Source organism: Streptomyces lincolnensis, from assembly GCF_021173675.1.
Classification (GTDB): domain Bacteria; phylum Actinomycetota; class Actinomycetes; order Streptomycetales; family Streptomycetaceae; genus Streptomyces; species Streptomyces lincolnensis_B.
In genome coordinates this window covers 142,765-158,649 of the sequence record NZ_JAIHON010000009.1, presented here as the reverse complement: position 1 = coordinate 158,649, position 15,885 = coordinate 142,765, and the positions used below count along the sequence as shown (strand labels likewise).

The following is a 15,885-nucleotide window of genomic DNA, read 5'->3' as shown; positions in this document are numbered from 1 at the left end:
ATGAGCCCCGACCATCCACCAGGACTCGATCTCGACAGGCTGCGCGCCCTGCTCGACCGTGAGCGGCCCGGTCTGGTGCACGGCCCCCTGACCGGCCGACTGATCGAGGGCGGACGGTCGAACCTCACCTACGCGGTCTCCGACGGCACGGCCCGATGGGTCGTACGACGGCCCCCGCTCGGCCATGTCCTGGCCACCGCGCACGACATGAGGCGCGAGCACCGGGTGATCAGCGCCCTGCACCCGACGGACGTGCCGGTGCCGCGCCCGGTGCTGCTGTGCGAGGACGAGGAGGTGCTGGGGGCGCCGTTCTACGTCATGGAGTACGTGGAGGGCACGCCGTACCGCACCGCCGAGCAGCTCGCCCCGCTCGGCCCGGAGCGCACCCGGGACGCCGTGCTGTCCCTGGTGGACACGCTCGTCGAACTGCACGCCGTGGACCCCGCCGAGGTGGGCCTGGTCGACTTCGGCCGCCCCGAGGGCTTCCTGGACCGCCAGCTGCGGCGCTGGGGCAAGCAGCTGGACGCCTCCCGCAACCGCGACCTGGCCGGCGTCGACGAACTGCACGCGGCCCTCGGCCGCCGGCTGCCCGACTCCCCCGCGCCCGCCGTCGTGCACGGCGACTACCGGCTCGACAACGTGCTCATCGGCGAGGACGACCGCATCAAGGCCGTCCTCGACTGGGAGATGTCCACGCTCGGCGACCCGCTCACCGACCTGGGCCTGCTGGTGATGTACAGCCTGCCGCTGGGCATGCCCGAGTCGCCGGTCTCCACGACCGGCGAGGCCCCGGGGCATCCGGCACCGGCCGAGCTGATCGAGCGGTACGCGGCCCGCTCGGGGCGCGATGTCTCGGCCGTCTCCTGGTACACGGCGTTCGCGTGGTTCAAGCTCGCCGTGATCCTGGAGGGCATCCACTACCGCTACACGCTGGGCCAGACGGTCGGACCGGGCTTCGACCGCATCGGCGAACTCGTGCCCGTCTTCATCGAGCACGGACTGACCACTCTTCAGGAAGGCTGACCGGCCATGGACTTTGCGTTCGACGCACGCACCGAGGAACTGCGGGCCAGGCTGCTCGCCTTCATGGACGAGTACGTCTACCCGGCCGAGGCGGTGGCGGAGGAGCAGCGGGCCGCGCTGGCGTCCCCGTGGGACACACCCGCCGTGGTCGAGGAGCTGAAGGCCGAGGCCCGCCGCCAGGGCCTGTGGAACCTCTTCCTCCCGGACGCCGAGTACGGGGCCGGGCTGACCAACCTCCAGTACGCCCCGCTCGCGGAGATCACCGGCCGCTCCCCGCAGTTGGCGCCCACCGCGCTGAACTGCGCGGCGCCGGACACCGGGAACATGGAGGTGCTCTCGCAGTTCGGCGACGAGCAGCAGAAGAAGCAGTGGCTGGAGCCCCTGCTCGCCGGTGAGATCCGCTCGGCGTTCGCGATGACCGAGCCCGAGGTGGCCTCGTCCGACGCCACCAACATCACCACACACATCGAGCGGGACGGCGACGAGTACGTCGTCACCGGCCGCAAGTGGTACATCTCCGGGGCGATGAACCCGGACTGCAGGATCTTCATCGTGATGGGCAAGACGGACCCGGACGGCACCGACATCCGCCGCCAGCAGTCCATGGTGCTGGTCCCGCGCGACACCCCGGGCGTCACGGTCCGGCGCGCGATGCGGGTCTTCGGGTACGAGGACCACTCCCACGGCGGCCACGCCGAGGTGGTCTTCGACCACGCGCGCGTGCCGGTGTCGAACCTGATCGGCGAGGAGGGCGGCGGCTTCGCCATCGCCCAGGCCCGGCTCGGTCCCGGCCGTATCCACCACTGCATGCGGCTGATCGGCATGGCCGAGCGGGCGATCGAGCTGATGTGCAGGCGGGCCGTCTCCCGTACCGCCTTCGGCAAGGCGCTGGCCCAGCAGGGCGTGGTCCACAACTGGATCGCCGACGCGCGCGTGCAGGTCGAGCAGCTGCGGCTGCTGGTCCTGAAGACGGCCTGGCTGATGGACACCGTCGGCAACCGGGGCGCCCACACCGAGATCCAGTCCATCAAGATCGCCACGCCCCGCGCGGTCGTCGACATCATCGACCGGGCGATCCAGCTGCACGGCGCGGGCGGCGTCAGCCAGGACTTCCCCCTGGCCGAGCTCTACGCCGGCGCCCGCACCCTGATGATCGCCGACGGCCCGGACGAGGTGCACCAGCGGTCGCTGGCACGACGGGAGTTGAAGAAGTACTCCTGACCGATGATCCATCATTGACGTCGCCCTGCCCTGGGTAGCCTCTTTCCTCTCGGGGAGGGCGACATGACGAACACGGCGCGCAAAGCGCTCAAACGCCTCGTCGTGGGGCAGAGTCAGGCCGTCGCAGCGCTGAGCCGACTGATCGACATGCACTTCTCATGGTTCGACATGCCGGATCCGCAGCACCGGCCGCCGAACGCGCTGATCGTCGGTCCGACCGGCACCGGCAAGACGCACGCCATCAAGGTGGCAGCCGCCGCGCTCCAGATCCCGTGCCTGGTGGTCGACTCGACTCGCCTGGTGAGCACGGGCAGTTCAACAAGTCTCACTCTTGAGGACATTCTGCAGTCGCTGGTGAAACGGGCCCGCCCGGTGTCCGGTCACAGTCGGCCAGAGGACGTCGCAGCCCGCGGAATCATCTTTCTGGACGAGTTCGACAAGCTCCGGTACCTCAAGCCGACCGACGACACGGCGGCCGTGCAACGACGGTTGCTGCAGTTCATCGAGGGTGACAGTGTCGATCTGGCGCCGGGCGAGTACGACGTACCGCGCGACCTTGACACGCAGGGGATCCTTTTCATCGCGGCAGGCGCCTTCACCAATATTCAGAGCGTCGTGCACAAACGGGCCGTGGGTCGGGGCTGGGGTGACCTCATCAGACCCGAGGATGTGCACCGGTACGGATTCCTGGAGGAACTCGCCGCCAGGCTGCCCATCATCATCCGTTTCGACGATCTGGACGCGGACGCGCTGCGCGAGATCCTGGTGCGGGACGAGGTCTCACCGTTGAAATTCTACCGGGAGTACTTCAAACGGCACGGAATCCAGCTGGACATCGCACCCGACGCCCAGCAAGCCGTCGCGGAAGCCGCCGCCCAGTCGCAGCTGGGCGCTCGCGGTCTGCATCAGGAGCTCTTCCCCGTGCTGAACGACCTGGCGAACCAACTCATACCCGCCGACTCCGCGGCCGACGCTCAGGACCCGCACACCCGCTTCGAGTTGACGTCGACGATTCACCGCCAGCTCAAGAACGGCAGTTACGAACTGCACCCCGAACACAAGACCGCCATCGACAAAGAGGTCATGGAGCGCGACGTATGAATGACGAACTGGAGCGGGCCCTGCGCGACCGCAACTACGCCGGCGTGTTCCTCGACCAGGTGGCCTGGGACGACTTCTGCACCGGGTTCACTCCGTTCGTCGGAAACATCCGCGGGTTCACGTTCGAGGCCATTGTGTCGGGCGTGGGGCGGTGGGCGAATCTCGTCGACTCGAGCCGTGTCGCACTGCGCCTGCACGGTGCCATCGAAGAGGCCCTCACCGAAGCACGGTTCGCCAACATCGCCAATCTGGAAACCAACATCAGCGACGAGCGACTGAATTTCGAGTTCAGGGACACCGATTACGCCTTCGGTCTGGACTTCTACGGGAACGGGCGGGTCGTGATCACCCGTCTCGGCTCCACGCTGCGCACCTTTCACCGCTGGTACACGCATTTCATGCCGACCGTCCCCGACATCCTTTCCAAGGCCATCGCCGCCTTCGACACGGAACTCCACCGCACCCTGGAGGGAAACGACAACGGCTCGGTACCTGCTGACGAAATCCCACAGCGGGTGAAACTCATCACCGCTTCCTTCACCTTCGACGTCGTGTGCCACAACTTCCGCCCGTACCGCGAACAAGACCGTCAGGTTCGCAATCTCGACGTCATGATGGAGAACATCGCGATCCGGCTGCCCGATGCCGACGGCCGTATCGACCGCTCGGCCAACGGTGCGACGCCTCCCAGTGATTTCGGTTCCTACGGCCGGATGGACTACCGGGTGAGTCGTACCCATCCGCTCCGCGAGGGGATCGTCCAGCAGATGCAGGTGATGGCGCCTTCGGCCTCCGACTGGAGCGGACTGTTCTTCCAACTCGTGTACAGCGGGGCCGCCTTCGGATCCGACGCACGCGGCGAGCGCTTCCGTCTGGATTCGCAGCACTTCCTTCAGCCGGCCGCCGCGGCCGACGCCTACATCTCGTTCTTCCGCGACATCGGACTGAAGGGATTCGTCCACTCCGTCACCGACGGATACCACTTCGACACCACGTCCGGCAGTCTCGCCTGACACCTGCCGGACGACGATCGGGACAAGGAGGACGGCCGTGGCCGGCAAGCAGAGTGGTTCACCTCTCCGGACGCCCCCGGACGCGGATTCCCGCCACCGTGTCGCCATGGGCTCCACCGAGGGCGTCGTACACCGCTGCGAGGTACTCCAACCGCTGATCGTCTTCGGTCCGCAGCGCAGCGGGAAGACCACCAGCGTCGTCATTCCCGCTGTGCTCGAATGGGCGGGCCCCAGCCTGGTCACCTCGGTCCGTTTCGACGTGATAGCCGCCACCCTGGAGTACCGGAGCTCGGTGGGCGAAGTGTTCATCTTCGACCCTGCCGGGCTCACCGAGTCCATCGGCCAGCGCTTCGCGGCGCACTGTGTGGGGTGGAGCCCACTGGACTCGATCACGGTCTGGGACGATGCTGTGCGCCAGGCGGAGAGCCTCTCCACCGGCACGGACTTCCGGGATGTCAGCAACGGCGACTTCTGGTCGAGCCAGGGACGGCTGCTGCTCACCCCTCTCCTGTACGCGGCCGCGCGTACCGGCGGCACCATGGGCAACGTCCTGGACTGGCTGGGCATGAGCGCGTCCGATCTGGTCTACCTCATCGCCGAACGGCGTCGGTCACTCGACGACGAACCTGATTCCAGCGGCTGGCGCAGGTGCCTGTCCCGCTTGATCAACTACGAGGAGTACAGCGAGAACACCTACGGCTCCATCTGTGCCACCGCCGCGACCACCTTGGAGGTCTTCGCGCTGGAGGGTGTCGACCGGCGCTGTTCACAGACCCGTCGGCTGTCCCTGTCGACCTTTCTCGACTGCGGCCGCCACACATTGTTCCTGTGCGCTCCCCCTCATCAGCAGCGGCAGTTCATGCCCTTGTTCACCGCTCTCGCCCGGCAGGTCGTCAGTGAGACGATCGAACGCAACGGTGTGCCGAGCAAGGACGGTCAGGGAATCATCGAGATCCCCCTGATGCTCTGTCTTGACGAAGCAGGCAACATCGCCAGGCTCGACGACCTGGACACCTTCGCGACGACGGCCGCGGGCAGCGGCATCCAGTTGATCTCCGTCTTCCACGACATGAGCCAGCTCTACGCCACGTACGGCGAGGACCGCGGCGCCCTCATCGTGAACAACCACCGCGGCAAGCTGTTCCTGCCGGGGAACAGCGACACCCGGACCGGCATCTTCCTCCAGGAACAGCTCCACACCACCGCTGTACGCCGCCACAACCGGCTCGGCTGGGACCGATCCGACCTGCGCGAGATGCCGCCCGAATCCGCTCTGTGCCTGTACGGCGGGATGCCGCCCGAACTCATCGGACTACGGCGTTGGGACAACGATGCGATCCTCCGGCGCCAGGTCGACGAGGCTCGCGCCCGCTACCGCCCGCCGCATCGGGACGAGACGGCCCCGGCACCGCCTGTCACCGCCGCAGAGCCGGTGTCCGTCGCCTCGTACGATGAGTTGCTCGAACTGCGAGACTTCGTCCTCACTGTCATCGAGCAGCACGATCTGGGTCGTTCGGTGCTGCCGTGCTGGTATGCGCATCGCGGAGTCGTCGACGAACTGCTCGCGCTGAAGGACACCTGGGGCACGCGTAGCGATGTCAACTGGTACTACAACCTGAGCACGTCTTCGCGGCGCATCTCGATCCTGCTGCGACGGTGCCGAGCCAGCCACGTCCCGGCACCGTCGCAGCGGGCCGGGGCACGTGACGAGCACCGCATCCAGATCGACCGGCAGCTCGAGTTGCTGCGGCCCCCGCCACCCCCGCCGCCTCCATTGCCGCTACCGCCATGGGCGGACAACGATGGTTCGGTGTGGTGAGGGCGGGCCAGGCCCATGTCACGGCGAGGCCGCCGCCGGGCCCCTGTAGGTGCGGCTGCGCTTGGCCACCGATCCGCGGACGATGTCCAGGTCCTGGAGCGTCAGGCGGGATACCTGGTCGAGCCGGAAGGCCGGAATCTCCCGGGTCCAGGTGTGGCTGTCGAGGACGCCGCCGCCCAGGTCCTCGGCACGCACCTCGATGCTGTGTCGCCAGCGCCCTTGGGCGGTCCGCCACTCGTCCGCCGTGCGCTCCTCCTCGTGCGGGAAGGTGTGCTCGCCGGACGGTGCGATGCGGATGTCCTCGGTGGTCGACGGAGCGACCGGGTAGTGCACCACGACTGGCTCTGTGCCCCAGTTCTTGACGACCCACCGGGTCGCGAGGCGTACCGCGAATTCCGGGGCGCCCTCGGGGATGGCCGTACCGGGCTGAATGACAGTGGTGCGACCGCCGTTGACCAGATGCGCCGTCCAGGTGTCGAAGGTGACGCTCACGCGGGGAGCAGACTGGTCGAGGCGGGCCCGCACGGCCTCTTCGTAGGTGGCCAGCGCGTTGCGGTACTCATGTCTCCATGCCTCGCTCTGGGCCCGCGCCTCGCTGCGCATCTGGGCCAGCTGCTCCTGACCTGCCTTGAACACCGCCCAGGTGAAGATGACGAAGGCCATATTCGCCCCGGCCACCACGGCGTTCACCAGGTTGCCGGCCAGATCGGCGTCGCCCATGGACAGCACCAGGCCGACGAGGAGCACGAGCGACGCGCCGCCGAGGACGGCAGCCCACCGCGTGACGGCACGCTGCCAGCGCTCGGCCTGCAGCGAACCGCCCGGTGACGCGGAGGCGTCGGGATCCAAGGTCATAGCGGCATGGTGGCGGCCAGGAGCAGGCGCCACAAGAACACCCTGCCCGGTAGGCAGTCGCCCGCCAGGGCGGACCCCTAGGGACGCAGCGCCCGCAGCAGCAGGTCCGCCAGGTGGTCGGCGACCTCCTTGGGGCTCATCGGACCGTCCGGGCGGTACCAGGTAGACAGGTGGTGGACCGAGCCGAAGTGGTAGTCGACGACCAGGTCGGCCGGGGTCGCCTTGGAGAAGACGCCCGCCTCCTGGCCCTCCTCCACGAGGGCGCGGAAGCGCTCGTGGTAGCGGCGGCGCTCGGCACGGACCTGCTTGTTCTTCTCGGGGCTGAGGTGGTGCATCGAGCGGAAGAAGATCATCGCGTCGTCGAGGTTCTCGATCGTCGTCACGACGACGTCCGCGGCCGCTCCTCTGAGCCGTTTCTCGATCGGCTCGTCGGCGCCCGCGAAGGCGTCGAGGCGCTCCTGCTGGACGCGCAGCACGCGCGCGTACACCTCGTGCAGGAGGTCGTCCTTGGAGCCGAAGTAGTGGTACAGCGCCCCCTTGGTCACGCCCGCCGCCTCGACGATCTCCTGCACCGAGGTGCGGTCGTACCCCTGCTCCGCGAAGAGCCGGGTGGCGGCGGCGAGGAGCCGCTGCGGTACGGGGGTCCCGTCACCGTCCGTCGTCCTGGGCACTGCCGCCACCTGCCTTCCGAGTCCTTCTGCCGTTGCCTTGCCGGCCGTCGCTGTTACCGGCCGTCCACCTGGGAACGCAGTTCCCGTCGGAGGATCTTCCCACTCGCCGTCTTCGGCAGGTCGGGCAGGATCTCCACCTGGCGCGGGTACTTGTAGGCGGCCAGTCTCTCCTTGCAGTACGCGGCGAGATCGTCGGGGTCCGTCTCGGCACCCGGACGGAGGCTGATGTACGCCTTGACGGTCTCCCCGCGGTACCCGTCGGGCACCCCGACGACGGCCGCCTCGCGCACCGCCGGGTGGGTGTACAGCACGTCCTCGACCTCGCGCGGCCACACCTTGAAGCCGGAGGCGTTGATCATGTCCTTCTTGCGGTCGACGACGTACAGCCAGCCCTGCGGGTCCATGAACCCGATGTCGCCGGTGCGCAGTTCCCCGTCCGGGAAGGTCTCGGCGGTGGCGTCGGGGCGCCGCCAGTATCCGGGCACCACCTGCGGCCCTCGTACGACGATCTCGCCCTGCTCCCCGAAGGGCACCTCCGCGCCCTGGTCGTCCACGATCCGGACGACCGTCTCGGGACCGGGCAGGCCCACGGCCAGCGTCCCGGAGACCGGGTCGACGGGCGCCTCCAGCTGGGGCGGTACGGAGGCGCAGGGCGCGGTGCACTCGGTGAGGCCGTAGCCGTTGCGGATGTACGGCCCGAAACCGGCCCGGAACTTCTCCACCAGGGCGGGCGGCAGCGGCGCGCCGCCGGAGGAGATGTTCCGGAAGGACGAGAAGTGCTCACGGGTGACGGACGGGTGGGCGGCCAGCGCCATGAACGCGGTCGACGGGCCGACCGTGTAGTGCGGCCGGTGCTCGGCGAAGGCGTCCAGCACGACCCCCGCCTCGAAGCGGTACGCCAGCACGAGCAGCCCCGCGCTGTTGAGGCACGCGCCGAGCTCGCAGACCATCCCGGTGATGTGGAACAGCGGCGCCAGCGCGAAGTACACGGGCGCCTCGGGCAGGTCCAGGCCGACTCGCTGCCGCTCGGCGTTGCCCATGATGTTGCCGTGCGTGTTGGTGGCGCCCTTGGGGGTGCCGCTGGTGCCCGAGGTGTAGCTGATCAGCGCGAGGTCGGACGGTCCCAGGTCGCGCCCGGCGGGCGCCTTGTGCCCCGCACGGGCCACGGCCGTCAGGTCGTCGGCGTCCTCGGCCCGCGGCAGCCGCTCGAAGGCCAGCACCCGGGTGTCGCCCCGTGTCTGGAAGTCCAGCTCGCAGCCGGTGAGCACGATCCGCACCGGCGAGTCGGCGGCCGTCCCGCGCAGATACGACTCCCAGGCCCGGTCGGAGCAGACCAGCGCGGCCACCTCGCCGTCGCGCAGGACGTGGCCGACCTCCCCCGCCTTGTACATGGGGTTGACGGGTACGACGATCGCGCCCGCCTTCCACGCCCCGAGCAGGGCGATCACGAAGTGCGGCGAGTTCTGGAGCAGGATCGCCACCCGCTCGCCCCGCTCCAGTCCGCGGGCGGCGAGATGACCGGCGACCGAGTCGCTCAGCTCGTCGACCTCGCGATAGGTCAGACGGCCGTCGAAGTAGGCCAGGAAGTCCCGGTCCGGGGCCTCGGCGACGGCCCGGCGCAGGGCGTGCACCAGGGAGTCGGCGGGTTCGATCGGGCCGCGCTGGGCGTCGTTCAGCAGCGCCACCCAGGGCTTGGCCGCGTAGCCGGAGTCGTGCACGGTCATCGGGCCTCCTCCCACTTCCGCTGGATGTGGTTCATGCCGGCCAGCCAGCGGTCCGGATCGGCCGCCCGTGCCTGGTAGTACCCGGCCACCTCCGGATGCGGCAGGATCAGGAAGCGGTCCTCCTCGATCCCCCGGAACAGTGCCTCGGCGACATCCTCGGGCTCGACCGCCGTCGGCTTCAGCACCAGGTCGCCCGCCCTCCCGGTCGCCGCCAGCATGTCGGTGCGCACCCCCTGCGGACAGATCGCGTGCACCTTCAGCCCCCGGTGCCGGTACGTCAGCGACAGGTACTCGGCGAAGGCGTACGCCCCGTGCTTGGTCACGCTGTAGGGCGCGGCCCCGATCATCGTCAGCACCCCGGCCGCCGACACGGTGGACACGAACCGCCCGCTGCCGCGCTCCAGCCAGCCCGGAAGCAGCGCGTGAGCGGCCCGGACATGTGCCATCACGTTCACGTCCCAGGACGTGGCCCAGACGTTCTCGTCCAGCGGTCCGTCGGCGTCCCCGCCCGCGAAGCCGACCCCGGCGTTGGCGCAGTACACGTCGACGGTCCCGCCGAGCGCGTCCCGGGCCTCCCCGACGATCGCGGAGGCGTCCCCGGCGACGGCGATCCCCCCGATCTCCTCGGCCACGGCCTTGGCCCGCCCGGCATCCAGATCATTGACGACGACCCGGGCACCTTCGGCGGCGAACCGCCGGGCGAGAGCCGCCCCGATGCCACCTCCCGCCCCGGTGACCACGACTGAGGCATCTCGCAGGGCTTCCACCATCGGTCTCCTTCGACTGCGGCTCGACGCCAGTCAGACTAACCGGTCGGTATGTTGTAAGAAAGGGGTGTCGGAGATGCTTCCTCGCGCCCTTCGGGAGCAATACCGTGCCCCCCATGCGCCTATCCAGACGAGCCCTCCTCGCAGCGACCACGGCAGCCACCTCCCTCACCTCCGCATCCCCCGCCGCGGCGGCCACCCACCCCCGCCGCGTCCGCACCGGCTTCGAGAACCTCGCCGCGACCGGCTACAAAGCCCTCAACGGCCGGCGGGTCGGAATCGTCACCAACCCCACCGGCGTCACCCGGGACGTCCGCCACATCGTCGACGTCATGCACGCCGACGACCGGGTGAACCTCACCGCCGTCTTCGGCCCCGAGCACGGCTTTCGCGGCACCGCCCAGGCCGGCGGCTCCGAGGGCCGCTACGACGACCCGGCCACAGGGCTCCCCGTCTACGACACGTACCTCAAGAGCGGCCGCCCGCTGGCGGACATCTTCACCGCCTCCGGCGTGGACACGATCGTCTTCGACATCCAGGACGTCGGCGCCCGCTTCTACACGTACATCTGGACGCTCTACGACTGCATGGAGGCGGCCCAGCTGGCGGGCAAACGCTTCGTCGTGCTGGACCGCCCCAACCCGGTCACCGGCCGCGCGGCGCTCGGCCCCGTCCTGCACAAGGAGTTCGCCACCTTCGTGGGGAGGCAGCCGATCGCGCAGGCGCACGGGATGACGGCCGCCGAGCTGGCACGGCTGTTCAACGGCGAGTTCCTGACCGCGCCGGTGGAGCTGGACACCGTGGAGATGACCGGCTGGCGGCGGTCGCAGTGGTACGACGACACAGCGCTGCCCTGGGTGCCGCCGAGCCCGAACATGCCGACGCCGGACACCGCCCTGGTGTATTCGGGGACGTGTCTCTTCGAGGGCACGAACCTGTCGGAGGGGCGCGGGACGACCCGGCCCTTCGAACTGCTCGGCGCGGAGGGCGTCGACGGGCGGTGGGCCGCCGCGGCGAACGAACTCGCGCTGCCGGGGGTGCGCTTCAGGGAGGCGTACTTCGCGCCGACCTTCTCCAAGTTCCAGGGGAAGACGGTCGGGGGCGTGCAGGTCCATGTGCACGACCGGGACGCCTACGACCCCGTACGCACCGGGATCGCGCTCCTGGTGACCGCCAGGAGGGTGTGGAGCGGCTTCGCCTGGCGCCCGGACAACTGGATCGACAAGCTGACGGGGTCCACGCTGGTGCGCACGATGATCGACGCCGGCGCGGACACCGACGAGGTGGTGGCCGCCTGGCAGGAGGAGCTGGCCGCGTTCCGCGCGATGCGCCGGAAGTACCTCCTTTACAGATGAGCCATACGAATGGGTGACGACTGAGCCACGACGTCTGGCCAAGTTCCCCCGACAGCAGGACGATGCGCCCATATCGCATCACTTCGGGGGACAAGGGGATCGTCATGGCGGAACCGACGATGAGCGTGACACCGTACTGGGAGCTGACGTTCGACGCGGACGGGGATCCGGACACCGGGCGGCGGGACAGGCTGCTCGCGGGCGTGGTGCAGCACGGCGTCAAGGATCTGGTCGTCTTCGCGCACGGCTGGAACAGCGACCGTTCGGGCGCGACCCGGCTCTACAGCCGTTTCTTCGCGCCGTTCCCGGCGCTCGTCCCGAAGGCGAAGCTCGGGTACGTCGGCGTGGTGTGGCCGTCGATGCGGTTCTCGGACGAGCCGATCCCGGACTTCCCGCGGGCCGTGGCCGCCGAGCTCCCGCCGCGTCCGGTGCTCGACAAGGACACCCGGCACGCACTGCTGGAGACCTTTCCGGGCCGGGCCACCGTGATCGACCGGATCGCGCGACTGCTGGACCAGCAGCCGCGCGAGGAGGCCGAGTTGGAGGAGTTCGGGCGGCTGGTGCGACTGCTGGTGGAGGTGGTCCCGGCCGGGCCGCAGGTGCTGTTCGCCGCGGACACGCTGGCGGAGGGCGTGCCGCAGGACGAGCCCCTGATGTTCGCGCGGTCCGCGGCGGAGGTCTGCGAGGAGTTCGCGGGGGCGCTCGCCGAGGCCGAATCCCCGGACGGGGCGGCCCAGTTCGCGATTCCCAACCCGTGGCACGGGGCGCACGAGCTGTTGCGGCAGGCGACGTACTACGCGATGAAGCGGCGCGCGGGGACGGTCGGCGAGCGCGGGCTCGGCCGGGTGGTCGGGCAGCTCGCCGCGAAGGCGCCCGCCCTGCGGGTGCATCTGGTGGGGCACAGTTTCGGCGCGCGGCTGGTGTCGTTCGCGCTGCGCGGGCTGCCGGAGGGGGTGCGGTCGGTGAAGTCGGTGACCCTGCTCCAAGGGGCCTTCTCCCACTACGCGTTCGCGCCCCGGCTGCCGCACGACACGCGCGCGGGAGGGGTGCTCCAGGGGCAGCAGTTGCGGATCGACGGGCCCTTGGTGTGCTGCCACTCCCGGCACGACTCGGCCCTCGGGAGCATCTATCCGCTGGCCTCCCGGATGGCGGGCCACGACCGGGAGTTCCGCGACGACGACACCCCCGAGGCCGCGGCGGGCCTCGACATGGGGAGGTCGCTGCGGACCCGGTGGGGGGCGCTCGGGTACGGCGGTGTTCAGGCGCTGCCGGGCACGCGGGCGCTCACGCTCGCCGCCGCGCTGACGGCGAAGCTGCCCGCCTCGGGGTGTGTGAACGTGGACGCGGCCGAGGTGGTCAAACGGGGCGGGGCGCCCTCCGGCGCGCACAGCGACATCGTGCACCGGGAGCTGGCCCAGCTGGTGGTGGCGGCGGGCCGCGTCCGCTGACCCGCCGCCGACCGTCGTCGGCCTACCGGTGCGAGGTGAACTCCACGACCTGCTGGTAGGTCGGCCGGTTCTGCCAGCTGATGTTGTAGTGCTTGATGCCGCCCAGGGTGCGCTGGACGATCGAGTCGGCGCACCACTGGTTGCCCGCGGCGCACAGGTCGTCGCCGGGGTAGACCTGGGCCGCGGTCCTGCCCGCCGCCTGCTTCAGCGAGGCGATCAGGACGTCCCGGCAGGCGCTGAGGCTGCCGCCGCCGCAGTACTCGCGCGCGAGCGGCCCCTGGACCGACTCGCCGAGCACCGAGCGGATGTCCTTGTCGACATAGCTCCACCAGCCGTACTGGAAGGAGCTTCCGGCGTGCGCCCCGGTCGGGCCGTGGGCGGCGGAGGGGGCCTCGTCGACGGGCAGGTTGGCGGTGAAGGCGGTGTACAGGTCGCTGCCGAGCCCCGGTTCGAACTCGGCCTTGACCAGCAGCGGCCACCAGGCGTCCAGGATGCGGATCGCGTCGGCGTGGGCGTACGTCTTCGAACCGGCCGAGGTCTCCGTGCGCCTGGCACCGGCCGTCACCCACGCCTGGAGCTTGCTCACCGCCGCCGCGGCGGTCGAGTCGGTCACCGGCGAGCTGGTGACGACCTTGAGCAGGTCCGGCAGGACGTCCTCCGCCCTGAGGTCGGCGAGACCGGCGTCGGCCATGGCCTTCACCAGCTGGGCCCGGGTGACCCCGCCCGCGGCGACCAGCTTCTTCACCCGGTCGTCCAGGAGGTTGCCGCGGTGGACCGAGCCGTTGCCCCAGGGGGCGGTGGTGTAGTCCCTGGCCTGCTTGTTGTTCCAGGAGATGTAGTAGTCCTGGTCCATGGAGTTCGGGTGGGCGGAGGCGGCGGTGTACTGGGCCGTGTTGGTCGTCGGCGTCCAGTTCCGCCACTCGTACGCCGGCCGCGCCCACACCGGGAACTCGGCGTCGACGCCGGTGGCCCGCACCGGGTTGTCGCCGCTGTTGTAGTACGCGGTGTGCTCGGAGTCGGCGTAGAACCAGTTGAAGGTGTAGTTGATGTGCTGCACCGCCTCCTGGAAGTCCTCGGGGCCCTTGACGTAGTCCGGGTCGTTCAGCATCTGGAAGCCGATGATCGAGTCGGCCTCGTGCAGATAGGAGGAGCGCAGGGTGGTGTAGGCGACCTTCTTGCCGCCAACGGTCGCGCGGTACTCGACCGGTCCGTACGCGGTGCGCCAGACCCGCATCGTGTACGACCCCGCGGCGGTGCCGTCGGCCGTGGTCGGCACCCAGGCGTTCTTCCGCTCGACCTTCTCCATCGGCGTGCAGGTGCCGCGGTACAGGTAGTGGTAGTCGTCCTGGCACAGTTCGACGGCGTAGGTGTCGATGATGTCCTGGCCGGAGGTGGTGGCGCTCCAGGCGTAGTCCTGGCCGCGGCCCAGCTCGACGTACATGCTCAGGCCCGCGAAGGAGGCGCCGCGGGCGCTGATGCCGGGGCCCTGGATCTCCTGGAGCATCAGCAGCTGGGGCGCGAAGTAGCCGGTCTGCGGGCCGAAGACGGCGATCGGGTTGCCGCTCGCGGTGTGCGCGCCGCTCACCACCAGGGCGTTGGACATCCCGCGCCTGGCGGAGCTGACGGCCGCCTTCGCCGCCGTGGTGGAGGCGCTGGTGGCGCCCGTGGTGGCCGCGCTGCCGGTGCGGTCGTACACGAGCTGTTCCGCGGCCACCGTGCCGGCGTCGGGCAGGGCCTCGCCCTGCGGGTCGGCGGGCTTGGTGGCGTACGGGAAGCTGCCGTCGTGGACGGTGAGGACGGCCTCGGGGTCGTTGCGCTCGCGGAAGGACTCCCAGACCTCGGTGCCCTCGGCGACGCCGTACTTCTCCTGGGCGGCGAGCAGCGAGAGGGCGTTGTTGACCTCGCCGCCGCCCCCGGCGCCGAAGAGCGCGCCGATGACGGAGGCCAGCGCGACCAGGTCGGTGGGCTTGAACTTCTCGATCGTGCCGGCGTTGGTGACGGAGTCCTTGTGGCCGGTCAGGACGTACTCGCCGGGGAAGTAGCGGCCGCTGTCGGAGGCGTCGATGTAGGCGTTGATGCCGGCGACGTAGGCGTTGACGTCGGCGAGGGCCAGCTTGCCGCGCTCGCCGGCCGCCGCGGCCGCGTTGTCGATCTGGGCCTGGAGATCGGCCTCGGTGTAGGGGGCGCTGCGCCAGAACTGCTGCTCCAGGCCCTGGTTGGACGGGGCGCCGCCCGCGAAGGGGGTCAGCTGGCCGCGTCCCACGTGCCGGAAGACGTCCATGAGCCACAGGCGGTCCTGGGCCGCCGCATAGCCCGCTCCGAACTCGGTGCCGTATCTGGTGGTACCGGTGATGTGCGGCACACCCGTCTTCTTGTCGCGGACGATCGTCACGTCACTGCGGCCGGCGGGCTTGAGCGTGGAGGCGACTTGATCGGCGGGGACCCCGAAAGACGCGTCGTTGAAGAACGTGTTGATGGTGGAGTTGGTGAGCGACGGGTAGCCCTTGGCCAGGTTGGCGTACGGGCCGAGCTGGTCCTCGGCGTGCTCGGGCTGGCTGCCGAACGCCTGGTTGAGCAGGATCTGCGCGAGGGTGGCGTTGCCGTTCTGGCCGGGCGGCAGGATGTCGGAACACTGGTTGCCGCAGTGGTCGTTGGCCACCGCCGCCTCCGCGGCCACCGAGGGGGCCTGGGCGAGCGGGGTCAAGAGACCGGCGATCAGCGCGCATACGGATGCGGACTTCAGGAACCCGGTGAGTCTGCCGGGAGTTCTCAGTCTGTCGAGAGCGGTGCGTGAGGTGCGCCGTGACATGGCAGCTCCTACCGACGGGGGGTGAGCCGGGATGTTACCGGCGGTATCCCCGGGATTGAAGGTGAACATGCGTCACTTT

The 15,885-nt window shown here is 69.7% G+C and carries 12 protein-coding genes; 7 read left to right on the top strand and 5 right to left on the bottom strand.

Features of this window, described 5'->3' with window-relative positions; genetic code table 11:
* The 5 genes from K4B79_RS27160 to K4B79_RS27140 all read left to right on the top strand — a co-directional run bounded on the left by K4B79_RS27160 (nucleotide 1) and on the right by K4B79_RS27140 (nucleotide 6,177).
* Entirely contained in the window at nucleotides 1-1,023 is a 1,023-nt protein-coding gene (locus K4B79_RS27160) for a phosphotransferase family protein (protein ID WP_232029559.1), read from the top strand.
* Nucleotides 1,024-1,029: 6 nt separating this feature from the next.
* Nucleotides 1,030-2,244: an acyl-CoA dehydrogenase family protein gene (locus tag K4B79_RS27155; protein WP_232029558.1), complete on the top strand. Its 1,215-nt coding sequence runs from the start codon at nucleotides 1,030-1,032 to the stop codon at nucleotides 2,242-2,244.
* A 63-nt stretch (nucleotides 2,245-2,307) separates the two neighbouring features.
* Nucleotides 2,308-3,345 carry an AAA family ATPase gene (locus K4B79_RS27150; RefSeq protein ID WP_232029557.1) on the top strand — a complete coding sequence of 346 codons (1,038 nt, stop codon included), beginning with the start codon at nucleotides 2,308-2,310 and terminating at the stop codon, nucleotides 3,343-3,345.
* A complete protein-coding gene (locus K4B79_RS27145) occupies nucleotides 3,342-4,358 on the top strand; it encodes a hypothetical protein (RefSeq protein ID WP_232029556.1) in 1,017 nt (338 codons plus the stop codon). Before K4B79_RS27150 ends, K4B79_RS27145 begins: the two co-directional genes overlap by 4 nt.
* A gap of 106 nt (nucleotides 4,359-4,464) precedes the next feature.
* A complete protein-coding gene (locus tag K4B79_RS27140) occupies nucleotides 4,465-6,177 on the top strand; it encodes a type IV secretory system conjugative DNA transfer family protein (protein ID WP_232029555.1) in 1,713 nt (570 codons plus the stop codon).
* Between the two features lie 18 nt (nucleotides 6,178-6,195).
* Here K4B79_RS27140 and K4B79_RS27135 read toward each other — a convergent pair whose 3' ends face one another.
* The 4 genes from K4B79_RS27135 to K4B79_RS27120 all read right to left on the bottom strand — a co-directional run bounded on the left by K4B79_RS27135 (nucleotide 6,196) and on the right by K4B79_RS27120 (nucleotide 10,197).
* Nucleotides 6,196-7,032: a hypothetical protein gene (locus K4B79_RS27135; protein WP_232029554.1), complete on the bottom strand. Its 837-nt coding sequence runs from the start codon at nucleotides 7,030-7,032 to the stop codon at nucleotides 6,196-6,198.
* A gap of 77 nt (nucleotides 7,033-7,109) precedes the next feature.
* Nucleotides 7,110-7,703: a TetR/AcrR family transcriptional regulator gene (locus tag K4B79_RS27130; RefSeq protein WP_232029553.1), complete on the bottom strand. Its 594-nt coding sequence runs from the start codon at nucleotides 7,701-7,703 to the stop codon at nucleotides 7,110-7,112.
* A gap of 53 nt (nucleotides 7,704-7,756) precedes the next feature.
* Entirely contained in the window at nucleotides 7,757-9,421 is a 1,665-nt protein-coding gene (locus K4B79_RS27125; protein WP_232029885.1) for a class I adenylate-forming enzyme family protein, read from the bottom strand.
* A 2-nt stretch (nucleotides 9,422-9,423) separates the two neighbouring features.
* Nucleotides 9,424-10,197, bottom strand: coding sequence for an SDR family oxidoreductase (locus tag K4B79_RS27120; RefSeq protein ID WP_232029552.1), 774 nt, complete (start codon nucleotides 10,195-10,197; stop codon nucleotides 9,424-9,426).
* A 113-nt stretch (nucleotides 10,198-10,310) separates the two neighbouring features.
* Here K4B79_RS27120 and K4B79_RS27115 point away from each other — a divergent pair, with 113 nt between their 5' ends.
* The gene (locus K4B79_RS27115) at nucleotides 10,311-11,549 is read left to right on the top strand and encodes an exo-beta-N-acetylmuramidase NamZ family protein (RefSeq protein ID WP_232029551.1); all 1,239 of its coding nucleotides are present in this window, start codon (nucleotides 10,311-10,313) and stop codon (nucleotides 11,547-11,549) included.
* 104 nt (nucleotides 11,550-11,653) lie between these two features.
* Entirely contained in the window at nucleotides 11,654-12,997 is a 1,344-nt protein-coding gene (locus K4B79_RS27110) for a serine-threonine protein kinase (RefSeq protein WP_232029550.1), read from the top strand.
* Nucleotides 12,998-13,019: 22 nt separating this feature from the next.
* Here the strand turns inward: K4B79_RS27110 and K4B79_RS27105 are convergent, their stop codons facing one another.
* Nucleotides 13,020-15,806: a penicillin acylase family protein gene (locus K4B79_RS27105; RefSeq protein ID WP_232029549.1), complete on the bottom strand. Its 2,787-nt coding sequence runs from the start codon at nucleotides 15,804-15,806 to the stop codon at nucleotides 13,020-13,022.
* Nucleotides 15,807-15,885: the final 79 nt, after the last annotated feature.

What these genes read in the sequence shown, in the direction of transcription:
- K4B79_RS27160 (WP_232029559.1), top strand. Translation starts at nt 1, where the DNA reads ATGAGCCCCGACCATCCACCAGGACTCGATCTCGACAGGCTGCGCGCC.
- K4B79_RS27155 (WP_232029558.1), top strand. Translation starts at nt 1,030, where the DNA reads ATGGACTTTGCGTTCGACGCACGCACCGAGGAACTGCGGGCCAGGCTG.
- K4B79_RS27150 (WP_232029557.1), top strand. Translation starts at nt 2,308, where the DNA reads ATGACGAACACGGCGCGCAAAGCGCTCAAACGCCTCGTCGTGGGGCAG.
- K4B79_RS27145 (WP_232029556.1), top strand. Translation starts at nt 3,342, where the DNA reads ATGAATGACGAACTGGAGCGGGCCCTGCGCGACCGCAACTACGCCGGC.
- K4B79_RS27140 (WP_232029555.1), top strand. Translation starts at nt 4,465, where the DNA reads ATGGGCTCCACCGAGGGCGTCGTACACCGCTGCGAGGTACTCCAACCG.
- K4B79_RS27135 (WP_232029554.1), bottom strand. Translation starts at nt 7,032, where the DNA reads ATGACCTTGGATCCCGACGCCTCCGCGTCACCGGGCGGTTCGCTGCAG.
- K4B79_RS27120 (WP_232029552.1), bottom strand. Translation starts at nt 10,197, where the DNA reads ATGGTGGAAGCCCTGCGAGATGCCTCAGTCGTGGTCACCGGGGCGGGA.
- K4B79_RS27115 (WP_232029551.1), top strand. Translation starts at nt 10,311, where the DNA reads ATGCGCCTATCCAGACGAGCCCTCCTCGCAGCGACCACGGCAGCCACC.
- K4B79_RS27110 (WP_232029550.1), top strand. Translation starts at nt 11,654, where the DNA reads ATGGCGGAACCGACGATGAGCGTGACACCGTACTGGGAGCTGACGTTC.
- K4B79_RS27105 (WP_232029549.1), bottom strand. Translation starts at nt 15,806, where the DNA reads ATGTCACGGCGCACCTCACGCACCGCTCTCGACAGACTGAGAACTCCC.